3 protein-coding genes are annotated in these 17,291 nt (G+C 61.8%); 2 read left to right on the top strand and 1 reads right to left on the bottom strand.

The window, feature by feature from the left end:
- The first annotated feature begins 8 nt into the window (after positions 1 to 8).
- Both AC3WMT_RS28510 and AC3WMT_RS28505 read left to right on the top strand, forming a co-directional pair.
- Positions 9 to 13,667 (top strand): non-ribosomal peptide synthase/polyketide synthase, encoded by a 13,659-nt coding sequence (locus AC3WMT_RS28510; RefSeq protein ID WP_103306721.1) that lies wholly within the window; start codon positions 9 to 11, stop codon positions 13,665 to 13,667.
- Between the two features lie 74 nt (positions 13,668 to 13,741).
- Entirely contained in the window at positions 13,742 to 14,698 is a 957-nt protein-coding gene (locus AC3WMT_RS28505) for an alpha/beta hydrolase (RefSeq protein WP_103306722.1), read from the top strand.
- Between the two features lie 100 nt (positions 14,699 to 14,798).
- Here the strand turns inward: AC3WMT_RS28505 and AC3WMT_RS28500 are convergent, their stop codons facing one another.
- Positions 14,799 to 17,279, bottom strand: a complete 2,481-nt coding sequence (locus AC3WMT_RS28500; RefSeq protein ID WP_177431461.1) for a TonB-dependent siderophore receptor — start codon at positions 17,277 to 17,279, stop codon at positions 14,799 to 14,801.
- Positions 17,280 to 17,291 lie beyond the last annotated feature (12 nt).

The following is a 17,291-nucleotide window of genomic DNA, read 5'->3' as shown; positions in this document are numbered from 1 at the left end:
AAAAACGCGTGCAAGAGTTAATCGAGTCGGTAGGACAACTTTCGGCTAAGCAAAGAAAGGCTCTGGCGGTTCTGCTCAAGCAGAAAGGCGTCAACCTCTTTGACATTGCTCCGGTTTTCAAGCGCACGGCTGAAGAGCCGTTGCTGCTGTCCTACGCTCAGCAGCGCCAGTGGTTTCTCTGGCAGTGGGCGCCGCACAGCGCGGCCTACAACATTCCGACGGCCCTGCGTTTGCAGGGGCCGCTGGATGTCAGCGCGCTGGAGCGCAGCGTTCAGGCGCTGATCGAGCGACACGAAACCTTGCGCACGGTGTTCACTCAGGAAACCGCGCAACCCTTGCAAGTGGTCCTGCCCGCAGGCCCCTTTGGGCTGGAGATCCATCAACTGAGCGCTGAGCTGGCGAACGACCCGGATGCCTCTATCCAAGCGTTCGTGCAGACTCAGAGCCAGAAAACTTTCGACCTGCAGCACGGCCCGCTATTGCGCGCAGCGCTGCTGCAAGTCAACCCGAATGACCACGTGCTGGTGCTGACCCTGCACCACATCGTCTCCGATGGCTGGTCGCTGCAAGTGATGATCGAGGAGCTGGTGCAGTTGTACGCCGGTTTCAACCTCGGTCACGACGCCGGTCTGCCGGCCTTGCCGATTCAATACGCCGACTACGCCCTGTGGCAACGGCAGTGGATGGAGGCCGGTGAGCAGGAGCGGCAATTGGCTTACTGGCAGGAGAAACTCGGCGGCGAGCAACCGGTGCTGGAACTGCCGATGGATCGCCCGCGCTCCATCGAGCAAAGCTTCGCCGGCGCCAGTCACAACCTGATTCTCGACCCGGCGCTGAGCAATGCGCTCAAGGCCTTCGCCCGCCAGGAAAACGTCACCCTGTTCGTGGTCTTGCTGGCTTCGTTCCAGGCACTGTTGCATCGTTACAGCGGTCAGGCCGATATCCGCGTCGGCGTGCCGAATGCCAACCGTGGCCGGGTGGAGATTGAGCGGCTGATCGGCTTCTTCGTCAACACTCAGGTGCTCAAGGCCGACATTGACGGGCAGATGCCTTTTGTCGATCTGCTGCGTCAGGTCAAACAGACCGCGCAGGAGGCGCAAGCCCATCAGGATTTGCCGTTCGAGCAACTGGTCGAAGCGCTGGAGCCGGGCCGCAGCCTCAGTCACAGCCCGCTGTTCCAAGTGATGTTCAACCATCAGGCCGAGCGCCGTGCGAGCGTCGAAACCCGTTTGAATGGCCTGAGCATCGAACCGCTGGAATGGCAAAGCCAGACCGCGCAGTTCGACCTGACCCTCAACACCACCGAACAGGCGCATGGCATTGAAGCGGTGCTCAAGTACGCCACGGATCTGTTCGACGCGGCGACCATCGAGCGTCTGGCACAGCACTGGAACGCGCTGCTGCGGGCCATCGTTGCCGAGCCGACGCAGCGCATCGGCCAGTTGCCGATGCTCGATGCCGGTCAACAGCAACAATTGCTCGCGCAGTGGAATCCTGAGCGCATCGAGCAACCGCTGTCGCAGTGCATCCATCAAGCCATCGAAGTGCAGGCCGAGCGTCATCCCGACGCGGTCGCCGTGACTTATTCCGGGCAGCGCCTGACATACGCCGAACTCAATCGCCGCGCCAACCAGTGGGCGCATACGCTGATCGGCCGTGGCGTGGGGCCGGACGTGCGCGTTGGCGTCGCGGTCGAACGCTCGCTGGACATGATCGTCGCCATCCTCGCCGTGCTCAAGGCCGGTGGTGCTTACGTGCCGCTGGACCCGAGCTATCCGGATGATCGCTTGAGCTACATGATCGAGGACAGCGGCATCGACCTGCTGCTGACCCAAGGCCATCTGCTCGCGCAACTGCCGGTTCCACCGGGGCTGGCGTGTCTCGATCTGGATCAGGCGCCAGAACATGGCAACGAAGCCAACCCGGTCTGCCTGACCACACCGGACAGTCTGGCGTACGTCATCTACACCTCGGGTTCCACCGGTAAACCGAAAGGCGCGTTGCTGCCGCACGGCAACGTTATGCGCCTGTTCAGCGCCACCGAGCACTGGTTCGATTTCGGCCCGCAGGACAGCTGGACGCTGTTCCATTCCTACGCCTTCGACTTCTCGGTCTGGGAGATTTTCGGGGCGCTGTTGTACGGCGGCAAACTGGTGGTGGTGCCCCATGACATCAGCCGTTCCCCGGAAGATTTCTACACCCTGTTGTGCGATGAAAACGTCACCGTGCTGAACCAGACGCCGTCGGCGTTCAAGCCCTTGATGCAGATCGCCAGCGAGTCGCCGCGCAATAACGCATTGCGCTACGTGGTGTTTGGCGGCGAGGCGCTGGAAGTGCAGAGCCTGCGCCCGTGGTTCGAACGTTTCGGCGACCGCGCACCGACACTGATCAACATGTACGGGATCACCGAAACCACGGTGCACGTGACCTATCGTCCATTGTCGATGGACGATCTGCAGCAAAGCCACAGCAGCCCGATTGGCGAGCCGATTGTCGACCTGTCGTGGTACTTGCTCGACAGCTCGCTGAACCTGGTGCCGCAAGGCTGCATCGGTGAGTTGTACATCGCCGGTGCCGGTCTGGCCCGGGGTTACCTGAATCAGGCCGGCATGACCGCCACGCGATTCGTTCCCGACCCATTCAACCCGCAGGCGGGGGAGCGGCTGTATCGCACCGGCGACCTGGCGCGGCTGCGTGGCGACGGCGTGATCGAGTACATCGGCCGGATCGATCATCAGGTGAAGATCCGTGGTTTCCGTATCGAACTGGGCGAAATCGAAGCGCAACTGCTCAAGCACCCTGACGTGCGCGAAGCGGTGGTGCTGGCGGTCGACGGTCTCAGCGGTCAGCAACTGGCGACCTGGATCGTCGCCAACGAGGTGCTGGACGCCGAAGGGCAGGGCGCACTGCGTGATTCGATCAAGGCGCATTTGCGCGAAACCCTGCCGGATTACATGGTCCCGGTCAGTTGGGCGTTCCTTGAGCGCCTGCCGCTGACGGCCAACGGCAAACTCGATCGCAAGCAACTGCCGCACCCGGAAGTTGCGCAAGTGCAGGAAGCCTATGCCGCGCCGCGTAACCAACTGGAGCAGCGTCTGGCCGAGATCTGGCAGGACGTGTTGAAGGTCGAGCGTGTCGGGCTCAATGACAACTTCTTCGAGTTGGGCGGCGATTCGATCATTTCGATTCAGGTGGTCAGCCGCGCCCGTCAGGCGGGCATTCGCTTTACCCCCAAAGACATCTTTCAGCATCAGACCGTGCAACGTCTGGCGACCGTCGCGCAACAGAGCGACGCGGTGCAGATGCAGCAGGGTGATGTGCTCGGCGACGCGCTGCTGACACCGATCCAGCATTACTTTTTCAACAGCGACATCCCGGCTCGGCATCACTGGAACCAGTCGATCCTGCTGACCCCGGCCACCGCGCTGCAACCGGCGCCGCTGGAGCAGGCGCTGTTGCACCTGCAACGTCATCATGACGCCTTGCGCCTGCGTTACCGCCAGACCGACGATGGCTGGCAGCAGAGCCACGCACCTGCGAATCAGGCGCAAGCCCTGCTGCGCACGGTCGCGCTGGACGACAGCGCTGCATTGCCAGCGCTTTGCCTGGACTTGCAACGCAGCCTCGATCTGCTCGATGGCCCGCTGATTCGCGCGGTGTTGGTCGACTTGCCGGACGCCAGTCAGCGTCTGCTGCTGGTGATCCATCACCTGGTGGTCGATGGCGTGTCATGGCGGATCCTGCTGGAAGACCTGCAAACCGCCTATCAACAACTGAGCAGCGGTCAGGTCGTGCGTCTGCCGGCCAAGACCAGTGCGTTCAAGGATTGGGGCGAGCGTCTGCAAAGTCATGCCCGCAGCGCCGAACTGGAAAGCGAACTGAATTACTGGCACGGGCAACTGCGCGACGTATCGGTTGCGCTGCCGCTGGACAATCCGCAGGGCCAATTGAGCAACCGTTTCGAGCGCAGCGTCGACACGCGTCTTGATGCCGAACGCACCCGTCAGTTGTTGCAACAGGCGCCGGCGGTTTATCGCACCCAGGTCAATGACCTGCTGTTGACCGCGTTGGCCCGAGTGTTGTGTCAGTGGACCAACACCGACAGTGCCTTGGTGCAGTTGGAAGGTCACGGTCGTGAAGACCTCTTCGATGACCTCGACCTCAGCCGCACGGTGGGCTGGTTCACCAGCATGTTCCCGGTGCGCCTGACCCCGGACGCAAGTCTCGAAACCTCGATCAAAGGCATCAAGGAGCAACTGCGCGCGATCCCCAACAAAGGCATCGGCTATGGTTTGCTGCGTCATCTGGGCAGCGCCGAGTCGCAAGCGGCATTGAACGAACTGGCGCAACCGAAGGTGACGTTCAACTACCTCGGCCAGTTCGACAACAACTTCGATGACGACGCCCTGTGGGTTCCGGCCACCGAAGACAAGGGCGCCGGCCAGGACGAAAACGCGCCGATGGCCAACTGGCTGACCATTGATGGCCGGGTCTATCAGGGCCAGTTGAGCCTGACCTGGACCTACAGTGGCGATGTGTTTGAGGAAAGCACCATCAACGCCCTGGCCCGCGCTTATGAAGTGGCGCTGGGTGAGTTGATCGACCATTGCCTGAACCATCCGAGTGGCGGTTTGACGCCGTCGGATGTGCCGTTGGCCGGGTTGTCGCAGGCGCATCTGGACAGCCTGCCGATGGCTGCCCAGCGGATCGAGGACATTTATCCGCTGGCGCCGATGCAGCAAGGCATTCTGTTCCACAGCCTGTACGACGCCGATGCCAGCGCCTATGTCTATCAGATGCTGCTCGACATCGACGGCCTCGACGTGGTGCGTTTCCAGCAGGCCTGGCAACGCGTGGTGGATCGCCATGAAGTGTTGCGCGCCGGTTTCATCTGGGGCCGCGACGGTCTCGATGCGCCACTGCAGGTGATCAATCGCCAGTTGACCCTGGAAATGCCGGAAGTGGATGTGCGCGGTGTGACGGACCTGCCGGCCGTGCTCGAAGCGCGGGCGCAGGCCGACCGTGAACGCGGCTTCGATTTGCAGAATCCGCCGCTGCTGCGTCTGTGCCTGCTGCGCACGGCCGATGACCGCCACCGTCTGATTTTCACTTGCCACCACATCCTTATGGATGGCTGGAGCAACTCGCGGATGTTCGGCGAGGTATTGCGGGATTACGCCGGTCAGCCGGTGCCGAGCGCGCAGGGCCGTTACCGTGATTTCCTGGTCTGGCTGCAAGGTCAGGACAAGGCCGCCGCAGAGAATTTCTGGCGCGGGCAACTGGCCGAACTGGACGAGCCGACCCGGTTGGCTTCGGCCTGCCACGGGCGTACGGTGCCGGGCCCGGGCAAGCAAATGCATCGCCTGCATTTCGACGCAGCCTTCACTCAGCGCCTGAACAGTTTCTCCCGTCAGCAGCAAGTGACCCTCAACAGTCTGGTGCAAGCCGCTTGGCTGTTGGTGTTGCAGCGCTACACCGGCCAGGCCACCGTAGCGTTTGGCGCCACGGTGTCCGGGCGTCCGGTGGATCTGCCGGGCATCGAGCAACAATTGGGACTGTTCATCAACACCTTGCCGGTGATCGCCAGCCCGCACGCCACGCTCAGCGTCGGCGACTGGGTACGCAGCGTGCAGGACAAGAACCTGTTGCTGCGTGACTACGAGCAGACCCCGTTGCAGGACATCCAGCGTCTGGCTCAGTTGAGCGGCGAAGCGCTGTTCGACACGTTGCTGGTGTTTGAAAACTATCCGGTGTCCGAAGCGCTGGAGGCCAATCCGGGCGGACTGCGTTTCGGTGGCCTGGAGCATCGCGAGCAAACCAACTACGGTCTGACCCTGATCGCCGGGGCCAGCGACGTGTTGAACCTGGACTTCAACTACCTCACCGAGCACTTTGCCGAACACAGCGTGCTGGGCCTGGCAGGCCATCTTGAAGAAGTGTTGCGGCAGTTCATCGAGGTGCCACAACGTCTGCTTGGTGAGATCGGCCTGTTGCCTCTCGCCGAACGCCAGACCTTGGCGCAATGGAACGACAATCAGGGCGCGTATCCCGCTGAACGACTGATCCCGCAGAGTTTTGAACTGCGCGTCGCAGCCCATCCGCAAGCACCGGCACTCAGTCACGCCGGCACCGCCATGAGCTATGCCGAACTCAATCAACGTGCCAACCAACTGGCGCATCATCTGCTGGCCTTGGGTGTCGGTGCGGAAGTCCGCGTGGGCGTGGCGATGCCGCGTTCGGCGGAGCTGGTAATCGCCTTGATGGCGGTGCTCAAGGCCGGCGGCACTTATGTGCCGCTGGACCCGGATTACCCGGCTGATCGCGTGGCCTACATGCTCGACGACAGTCAGGCGAAAGTCTTGCTGACGCAGCAGTCGCTGCTGGCACAACTGCCGCAGACGGATGCGCAGGTGGTACTGGTCGAGGCGGGCGGTGAGGCATTTGCCGAGCAGTCTTCCGACAATCCGGGTGTGCGCGGCGACTCCGCCAATCTGGCCTACGTGATCTACACCTCCGGTTCCACCGGCAAGCCGAAAGGCGTGGCCATCGCCCACCGCAACGTGCAGGCGCTGATTCACTGGTCCGCCGAGGTCTACAGCGAAGACGATCTGCAAGGTGTGCTGGCGTCGACGTCGGTGTGCTTCGACCTGTCGGTGTGGGAGATTTTCGTCACCCTCGCACGCGGCGGTTCGCTCGTCATGGCACGCAATGCCCTGGAGCTGCCGGACTTGCCCGAGCGCGATCAGGTGCGTCTGATCAACACCGTGCCGTCGGCGATTGCCGCGCTGCAACGCACCGGGCAAATTCCGCCGGGCGTGCGCATCATCAACCTCGCCGGCGAGCCGCTCAAGCAGACGCTGGTTGATACCCTCTACCGCGAGACGGCGGTAGAGCATGTCTATGATTTGTACGGCCCGTCGGAAGACACCACGTATTCGACCTGCACCCGCCGTGAACTCGGTGGCCAAGCGAACATTGGCCGGCCGCTGGTCAACACCACGGCGTACTTGCTCGACGGCCAATTGCAACAAGCGCCGATTGGCGTGGCGGCGGAGCTGTATCTGGCCGGCGACGGCATCACCCGTGGTTATCTGTTCCGCCCGGGCCTGACCGCTGAACGTTTCCTGCCCAATCCATTCTCGACCACTGGCGAGCGCATGTACCGCACCGGCGACCTGACTCGCTTCAGCGATGACGGCCGGATCGAATACGTCGGCCGCATCGATCATCAGGTCAAGGTGCGCGGCTTCCGTATCGAACTGGGTGAAATCGAAGCGCGTTTGCTTGCTCAGGACAGCGTGCGTGACGGTGTGGTGTTGGCGGTGGATGGCAACATTGGTCAGCAACTGGTGGCGTATGTGGTGCCAAGTGATAGCGGCCTCAGTCTCAAAGAACAGGACGACTTGAGTGGAGCGCTGCAGACCGCCCTCAAGGCGCATCTGCCGGACTACATGGTGCCGGCGCAGTGGTTGTTCCTTGAACAACTGCCGTTGACGCCGAATGGCAAACTCAATCGCAAGGCGCTGCCGGCACCGGATGCCAGTCAGTCGCAGCGCGATTATGTGGCGCCTCGCACCGCGCTGGAACAGCAGATTGCCGGGATCTGGCAGGACATTCTGAAACTCGAACGGGTCGGCTTGACCGACAACTTCTTCACCCTGGGCGGCGATTCGATCATCTCCATTCAGGTGGTGAGCCGGGCGCGTCAGCAGGGAATCAGCTTTACACCCAAGGATCTGTTCCAGCAGCAGACCGTCCAGGGGCTGGCCACTGTCGCGCAGATCGGCAAAGCCCTGACGCCAACCGATCAAGGCCCGGTGACAGGTGAGACACCATTACTGCCAATTCAGCAATGGTTCTTCGAACAGCCCTTGCCGCAACGCCATCACTGGAATCAGTCGGTGCTGCTCAAACCGTTAAACCCTCTGGTGGCCGAGACGCTTGAACAGGCCTTGCACGCGCTGATCGATCATCACGACGGCCTGCGCCTGGGCTTTACACACACGCCATGCAGTTGGTCGGCAAGCTATCGAAACGTGGAACAACAGCGCCTGTCACCGTTGTGGCAGGAAACGGTCAGCGATGCCGCCCACCTGCAACGCGTCGCCGAACAAGCCCAGCGCAGCCTGGATCTGCAACAAGGCCCGTTGTTGCGCGCGGTGTTGTTCGATTTGCCTGAGGGCGAACAGCGCTTGTTGTTGATCGTTCATCACCTGGTGGTCGACGGTGTGTCTTGGCGGATTCTGCTGGAGGACTTGCAGGGCAGCTACCGTCAGTTACTGGCCGGCGAATCGTTGGCATTGGCGGCCAAGACCACGTCCTTCAAGCATTGGGCGGAGCAATTGGAACGTCACGCCCGCAGTGAATCGCTGCTTGAGCAACTGCCTTACTGGCAGGCGCAGCGCTCGGACGACGCGCCGCTACCGCAAGATAACCCTCAGGGCAGCTTGCAAAGTCGCCATGCCATGACGCTTTACAGTCGCCTGAACGCAACCTTGACCCGACGACTGCTGCAACAGACCCCGGCGGCTTACCGCACACAGGTAAACGACCTGCTGCTGACGGCGCTGGCACGGGTGATCGCCCGCTGGAGCGAACAGTCGTCGGTGCTGATTCAGCTCGAAGGCCATGGTCGTGAAGATTTGTTCGACGGACTCGATCTGACCCGCACAGTCGGCTGGTTCACCAGCCTGTTTCCGGTCAAATTGACTCCGACCCAGGAGCTGGCCGGCTCGATCAAGCAAATCAAGGAGCAACTGCGCGCGATTCCCGATCGTGGCATTGGATACGGTGTGCTGCGTTATCTGGGTGACGAGGCTTGCCAGGCGTCGCTGCGGACCCTGCCGACACCGCGTATCACCTTCAATTATCTGGGCCAGTTTGACGGTAGCTTCGATAGCCAGAGCGGTGCCTTGTTTGTGCCGGCCGATGAGTTCAAGGGTGCAGAACACAGTAACGATGCGCTGCTGGGGAATTGGCTGACGCTCAATGGCCAAGTGTACGGCGGCGAGTTGAGTGTCGGCTGGTCATTCAGCACGCACATGTTCAACGCCTCGACCATCGAACACCTGGCCGAAGAGTACGGCCGGGAGCTGGAGCTGCTGATCGAGCATTGCTGCCAGCCGGACAGCCACGGCGTCACGCCTTCGGACTTCCCGCTGGCGCAGCTGGATCAGGCCCGACTGGACGCCTTGCCGGTAGCCCCGTCCCGGATCGAAGACATTTATCCGCTGTCGCCGATGCAAGAGGGCATGCTGTTCCATACCTTGTCGGACAATGGTTCCAGCCTGTACGTCAATCAGATCAGTTTGCCGGTGGGCGGTCTGGATGTTGAGCGTTTCCGCAAGGCCTGGGAGGCGGTCATCGAGCGTCAGGCCATCCTGCGCACCAGCTTCCATTGGCACGATGGCTTGGCCAAACCGCTGCAAGTTGTCCAGCGTCAGGCGACGCTCGATTTGCAGGTGCTCGACTGGCGCGATCGCGACGCCAGCGAGGCAGACATCGCCGCGCGGGCCGCCGAGGACCGCGCGCGAGGCTTCGAGCTGACCCAGGCGCCACTGCAGCGAGTGTTGTTGATTCGCAGCACTGAAGATCAGTATCAGATGGTCTGGACCAGTCACCACATCCTGATGGACGGCTGGAGCAGCTCGCGGCTGTTTGGTGAGGTGATCCAGCACTACGCCAAGGGTGAAATCAGCGCTGAGAACGGTCGCTACCGCGACTTTATCGCCTGGTTGCAATCCCAGGACCAAGATGCCCGGGAGCTGTTCTGGAAAGCCCGGCTGGCCCCGGTCACCGAGGCGACGGCGTTGAGCCAGGCCATCCACCCTCGGCATGTGTCGGATGAACCCGGCCACAACGCCATTTACTCGCGTTGGGACATGCAACAGACCGGTCGTCTGCTGCAGTTCTGTCGCGATCTGCGGATTACGCCGAACACGTTGATCCAGGGCGCATGGTTGCTGCTGTTGCAGCGCTACACCGGAAAAAACACCGTGACCTTTGGCGCTACGGTCTCCGGGCGTCCCGAGAGTTTGCCCAATGTCGGCAACATGCTGGGTCTGTTCATCAACACGTTGCCGATCATTCAGACGCTGGAACCGGATCAGCCTCTGGCAGACTGGCTGAACCGGATCCAGGCCTACAACCTGGATATACGCGACCATTCCCAGGCTCCGCTGGCAGACGTGCAACGCTGGTCCGGCCTGGGCGGGCAGGCGCTGTTCGACAGCATCATCGTGTTCGAGAACTACCCGATCGATGATCGCCTGCAAGAGGACAACGATACCGGCCTGAGCTTCGGCAAATCCATCGGACATGACGTGACGAACGTGCCGATGGACCTGGCGGTGATGCTCGGCGACGAACTGTCGATTGAATACCTGTACCTGCGCAGCCACTTCAGTGCCGAGGCGGTGGAAGGCATTCGCCTGACCCTGGAAAACACCCTTGAGGCGATGATGCGCGCGCCTTACGAACGCCTGGGTAACCTGCAGCGTCTGTCGCTTGAACAATGGCAGGCGATGCAAGCCTGGAGCGCCGAACCGGCGGCGGAGCACCAATCGCAGCTGTTGCCGGAGCTGATCAGCCGACACGCACTGAGTCAGCCCGAGGCCATTGCGGTGCAATGCGCCGGGCTGAGCCTGAGCTACGGCGAGCTGGAACGACGGGCCAACCGTCTGGCCCATTGCTTGATCGAGCATGGCGCGGGGCCGGAAGTAGTGATCGGCGTGGCACTGCCGCGCTCACTGGAAATGGTCGTCAGCTTCCTCGCCGTGCTCAAAAGCGGCGCAGCGTATGTGCCGCTGGACATCGATTACCCGCCAGAGCGTCTGGTGTACATGATCGAAGATTCCGGCATGGCGCTGCTGCTGACCCAGAGCAGCCTGCGGGCGGCGTTGCCGGCGCCCGAAGGCCTGTTGCGCCTTGAGCTGGATCACCTCGACGAATCCCGCTATGGCGATGAAGCGCCGGTGCGTCGCGTGCTGGAGCAAGGGCTGGCCTATCTGGTTTACACCTCGGGTTCCACCGGACGGCCAAAAGGCGTGGCAGTTACTCAGGGACCACTGAGCATGCACTGTCAGGCCATCGCCAAACTGTATGAAATGGACAACCGCAGTTGCGAGCTGCACTTCATGTCGTTCGCTTTCGACGGTGCTCATGAGCGCTGGTTGAGTACGCTGTACAGCGGCGGCCGGCTGGTGGTGCGCGACGGTTGCCTGTGGACGCCGGAGCAGACCTATCAGGCGTTGCACGAGTACGGCGTGACCATCGCCTGCTTCCCGCCGGCTTACCTCAAGCAACTGGCCGAGTACGCCGCCGCCAGCGCAATTGCACCGCCACCGGTGCGCATCTATTGCTTCGGCGGCGATGCGGTGCCGGACCAGACTTTCGAACAGGTCAAGGCGGCGCTGCGTCCCGAGTACTTCACCAACGGCTACGGCCCGACGGAAACCGTGGTCACGCCGATGCTGTGGAAAGTGCCGGTGAGCCAGCAGTGTGAAGCAGCCTATGCGCCGATCGGCCGAGCGGTGGGTGCTCGTTCGCTGTATGTGCTGGATGAAGAACTGAATCCGCTGCCGCCAGGTTTCGCCGGCGAGTTGTACATCGGTGGCTATGGGGTTGCCCGTGGTTACCATGGGCGGCCAGACCTGACCTGCGAACGCTTCGTGCCCAATCCGTATGCCAGCGGCGAGCGGCTGTACCGCACCGGCGATCTGGTGCGTTTGCGCCAGGACGGCGTGGTCGATTACGTCGGTCGCATCGACCATCAGGTCAAAGTGCGCGGGTTCCGTATCGAACTCGGTGAAGTCGAGGCCAGCCTGCGGCAACTGGCGCAGGTCAGCGACGCCTTGGTGATCGCCCGGGACAACGCCTCCGGCAAGCAACTGATCGGTTACGTCGTCACCGACGCCGGCCAGCAACTGGGTGAAGAACTCAAGGCCGGTCTGCGCAGCACCTTGCCGGAATACATGGTGCCGGCGCAGATCGTCTGCCTCAGTGCCTTCCCGATCACTCCCAACGGCAAGCTCGACCGCAAGGCATTGCCCGAGCCGGAATTCAAAAGCGAGGAATACGTTGCCCCGCGCAATCAGCAGGAAGAGTTACTGGCGCAGATCTGGTCGCAGGTGTTGCAGGTGGAGCAGGTCGGTATCAGCGACAACTTCTTCGAACTGGGCGGCGACTCGATCCTGAGCCTGCAAGTGATTTCCCGGGTCAGGAACCACCCGACCCTGCAGATGGACCTCAAGCTGCGCGATCTGATGCGCTATCAGACCATTGCTGGCATCGTCGAGCAGGACGTGGTGAAGGCCGCCACCGCGCAACCGTCGGTGGACCTCACCCATGTGGCCAGTGAAGGGTTGTTCAATCTGCTGCCGATTCAGGAGTGGTTCTTTGGCGAAGGCATGGCCGAGTCTCATCACTACAACCAGTCGTTTTTGCTGAGTGCGCGTCAGACGCTGGATCTGGATGCCCTGGAACAGGCGTTGGGCTGGATCGAAAACCATCACGACGCCTTGCGCCTGCGCTTCTGTCAGGAAGGCGGGCGCTGGTTGCAGCGCTATGCCGCACCAACCGAGCGCCGCGAGACGTTGCTGTGGCGCCGTGAAGTCGAGAGCAGCGAGCAGGTCGAGGCCTTGGCGAACCTCACTCAGCGCAGCCTCAAACTCGATGATGGACCGGCTTGGCGTGTGGTGCACATCGCCTTGCCGGACGGCCAGGCGCGGCTGTTGATGGTTATCCACCATCTGGTGGTCGACACGGTGTCGTGGCGGATTTTGCTCGACGACTTGAAGGTCGCCTACGAGGCTTGCGTGATCGGCATCGAACCGCAATTGCCGATCCGTACCAGCAGCTATCGCGCATTTGCCGAAGCCCTGCAGGAGCAGGCGCCGATCATTGCCGAGCAGGAATTGGGTTACTGGCTGGAGCAATTGGATCAGCCGGGCATCGATCTGCCATGCGACAACCGTCGCGGCAAGAATCAGGTGCGTCACCAGGCTCAGGCGCGACTCAAGTTGTCCCGCGAGCATACCGAGCAGTTGCTCAAGCAGGCACCGGCGGTCTATCGCACGCAGATCAACGATTTGCTGCTGTCGGCCCTGAGCCGGGCGTTGTGTCGCTGGAGCGAACAGCCGTCGGCGTTGATCTTGCTGGAAGGGCACGGCCGCGAGGACCTGTTCGAGAACATCGATCTGAGTCGCAGCCTGGGCTGGTTCACCAGCATGTTCCCGGTCCGGCTCACTCCCGACAGCGCGGACATCGGTGCGTCGATCATCAACGTGCAGGCGCAGTTGGCGGCCATTCCGCAGAAAGGAATCGGCTACGGGGTGTTGCGTCACTTGGCCGGCCCGCAACTGGCCCGCCAATTGGCCGACCTGCCGCAGGCACGGGTGACGTTCAACTATCTGGGGCAGTTCGACCAGAGCTTCGATGAGCAGGCCTTGCTGGTGCCGGCGCTGGAAGAAACCGGCGACAACTACAGCCTGCAAGCCAATCTGGGCAACTGGCTGGAGGTTGTCGGCCAGGTGTACGACGGTCAGTTGGCGCTGCGTTGCATCTACAGCACTCAGCGTTATCGGGCCAGCACTATGGAGTCGTTCATGCAGGATTATCAGCGCGAGCTTGAGGCGTTGATCGAGCATTGCATGGCGCGGGTGGGCTGAGAGCCGGGGTTTTAATCATTGCAGGGGGGCGTTGCTCAGGCGCGTCCCTTTTTACGGACATAAGGATTTTTTCGATGTCGTTACACCCTGATCTGGAAGCCTTCCTGGACCTGGCGCAAGACAGCCAGGACGCAGGCCAGCCGGCGTTGCATCAACTGACCCCGGCAGAGGCCCGGGCGATTTTCGAACAAACCACGGCGCAATTGCGCTGGAATGCTCCTCAGGATATTGACGTGCTGGAGGTCAACACCACGGCGCGGGATGGTGCGCCACTGGCGTTGCGTTTATATCGCCCGAGCGAAGCGACGGCACTGATTCCGGTATTGGTGTATTTCCATGGCGGTGGTTTTGTCGTGGGCAGCCTGGATTCCCATGACGGTGTCTGCCGTGAATTCTGCCGACGTACGCCGTGCGCGGTGTTGTCCGTCGGCTATCGACTGGCGCCGGAGCAGCAATTCCCGACGGCGCTGGAGGACGGGGAAGACGCCTTGTCCTGGCTGGTGGAACAGGCGCAGTCCCTGGGGCTGGATGCCGGTCGTGTCGCGTTCGGCGGTGACAGTGCCGGCGCCACTTTGGCGACGGTGCTGGCCTTGCAAGCGGTGGTTCAGCCACACACCGTGGCCATCGTCCCCAAGGTGCAACTGCTGTGTTATCCGGTCACTGATGCGTCGCGCACCCACGATTCGCGCTTGTTGTTCAGTGAAGGGTATTTGCTGGAGAACGATACGCTGGACTGGTTTTACCAGCACTACGCCCGCAGCCCCGAAGACCTGCTGGACTGGCGCTTCTCACCGTTGCTGGCCGAAGATCTGCGCGGTGTGCCGCCGGCAATCGTGCTGCTTGCCGGGTTTGATCCGTTGCTCGACGAAGGCCAGGCCTACGTCGATAAATTGCGCGCGCAGGGGGTGAATGTCGAACTCGAGCATTGCCCGGGCCTGACCCATGACTTGCTCAGGCTGGTCTCGGTCATGCCGGAGGTGCTGAGCGTGTATGACAGCTTGAGTCGGGCATTGAGTCGCCATTTGGGTTGAACATTGATCGTTCCCACGCTTCTCGTGGGAATGCAGCTTCTCGCCTTGTACACAAAAAAACGCCCCGCTATTGCGGGGCGTTTTCATTGGCGCTGCAGAATCAGAAGTCAGCCTTGACCGACATCACGAAGTTGCGCGGTTCACCGTAGAAGTTACCCCAACCTTCGGTACCGACCGTGGCGTAATAGCGCTTGTCGAAGAGGTTGTTGCCGTTCAGTGCCACGGACCAGGTGTCGTCGATGCGGTAGCCGATTCGACCGTTCCAGACCGCATAGCCCGCCTGGGTGACATCGTTGCCGCTGCTCGGCGAGACGCGGTAGTTGCTGCTTTGGGCATTGACGCCGGCACCGACGGTAACGCGTTCCAGTGGGCCGCTGAGGGCGTAGTCGCCCCAGACGCGCAGCAGGTGGCGCGGCACGTACGAGTTATACACCACACCGTCCTGACCGGCATCCGCGTCTTCCAGCACCTTGGTCTGGGTATAGGTGTAGCCGGCCAGCAGTTGCAGGCGGTCAATGACTTCACCGCTGACTTCAGCTTCGAAGCCTTGGGCGCGCACTTTGCCGGAGTTCAGTGAGCAGGTGCTGTCCGGGCAGGCCGGGTCATCCTGGGCTGCGTCTTTCTGGACGGTGCGGAACAGGTTGAAGGAGCTGTTCAGGCGACCGTCGAACCATTCACCCTTGATCCCCAGTTCATAGCTCTGACCGATCAATGGCTTGAGGGTCGAACCGTTAATGGTCTTGTAGTTGCCTTGCGGGGTGAAGATATCCGCGTAGCTGGTGTAAACGGTCAGGTTGTCGTTGATGTCGAACAACAGCGCGGCGAACGGGGTGACTTGCCCGGTTTCCTTGGCTTGGGAACTGGTCGGTGTGCCTTCGCCGCGCCAGTACGAGACGGAGTCGGTTTCGGACTTGTACCAGCTGACGCGGCTGCCCAGGACGAAGGTCAGCGGATCGGCCAGTTTCAGGCGTGCCGTGGAGTAGGCGCCGTATTGCTTGATCCGCATGTCCACCGGACCACCCCGGGTGGCGTTGGCCAGGTAGTAACTTTGATCTGGCTGGGGCAGGTGGTGGTTGGGGTTCAGCACATCCTGAGTTTGAGGCAGGAGTGCCACGGCGTAGAAGTCATCCTTGTGGGAGCGGCTGGCGTTGGCGCCGACGACCAGTTCGTGCTCTTGGCCGAATGCGTCGAACTTGCCGTCCACGTAAGCGTCGAGGCCGTAGTCGACCTGATCGTAGTCAAAGGTGCTGCCGATCATCAGGGTATTGGTGCTGGTGGCGCCAACCGGTACCGAACCGCTCGGGAAGGCGTATTCCATGTCCTGAGTGTTTTTCGAGTAGACACCCGCGACCTTCAACGCCCAGTTGTCGTTGAACTCGTGTTTCAGATCGCCAAAGTAAGTGGCCCGCTTGCTGCGCTGGTTGTTCCATGCGGTGTTCAGGCAGGTGGAGCGCGAGAGCTTCAGGTCACTGCCATCGGCGTAACGCGGCAAGCCGCCCCAGCACGGCGTGGCATCGACGTCTTCATAGGCCATGCCCAGACCCAGGGTGGTGTAGTCGCTCAGGTCGAAGTCGAGCGCGCCGTAGTAGATCTGGTCCCTGCGTTCGCCCACGTCATAGAAATACTGACGGGTCTGCTCAGTGACCACGGCGCGGCCACGGATGGTGCCGGCGTCGTTCAACGGGCCACCGGTATCGACCTGACCACGATAGTTGTCCCACGTCCCTGCCGACAGCGACAGTTGTGTGTGCGGGGTGTCCTGGCCGCGTTTGCGTACGAAGTTGACGCCACCGGCGGTGCCGCCTGCGCCTTTCATCATGCCGGCCGCGCCGCGCAGTACTTCCACGCGGTCATAGATGGCCATGTCGCTGTTGAAGCTGTCGGCCTGCACGTAGCTGCTGCCGATGTCCAGCGGCACGCCGTCGTACTGGTACTGGCCTGTCATGCGGAAACCGCGGGAGTAGAAATATTTACCGCCCATGGGCGAGTCATAGACCGTAATGCCCGGGGTCTTTTCCATCACTTGTTCGATGGTGTTGAGGTTCTGGTCATCGAGCATCTTGCGGGTCATGACCGTGACCGACTGCGGGGTGTCCTTCAACGAGTGCACGCCCTTGCCAATGGTCACGCCACCGGTGGTGTAGGAGTTGCTGCCTTCGGTGGTGGCGCTCAGTCGGCTGGCGTTGACGTTGGTCGGTGCCAGTTCCATCGCGCTGCCGGTGGCAGGGCCGAGGACAGTCACGGTGTTGCCGTCACGCTGGTAGCGGATGCCGGTGCCGTTAAGCATCGCCTTGAGCGACTCATCATCCTGGTAGCGGCCATTCAATGCGCTGGAACGCAGACCTTGCAGGCTTTCCGGGCTGTAGATGATTTGCAGACTGGTCTGCTGACCAAGGGTTTGCAGCGCCTGCGCCAGTGGCTGCGACGGGATGTTCAGGGTCCATTCCTGGGCCTGGACATACGGGGCTGCGGTGAGGGTCAGTGCCAGACCAAGGCCGGTGCCGGCCAGTCGAGTGCGTGTCGCGCCGTGCATCAGCAGGGCTCGAGTCAGAGGGCGAAGCATGAAACGGGATGCGGACATGAGGTTAAGACC

It is taken from the genome of Pseudomonas sp. FW305-7, assembly GCF_058786735.1.
The sequence above is the reverse complement of the archived record's forward strand: the minus strand, read 5'-3'. Positions and strand labels throughout refer to the sequence as shown.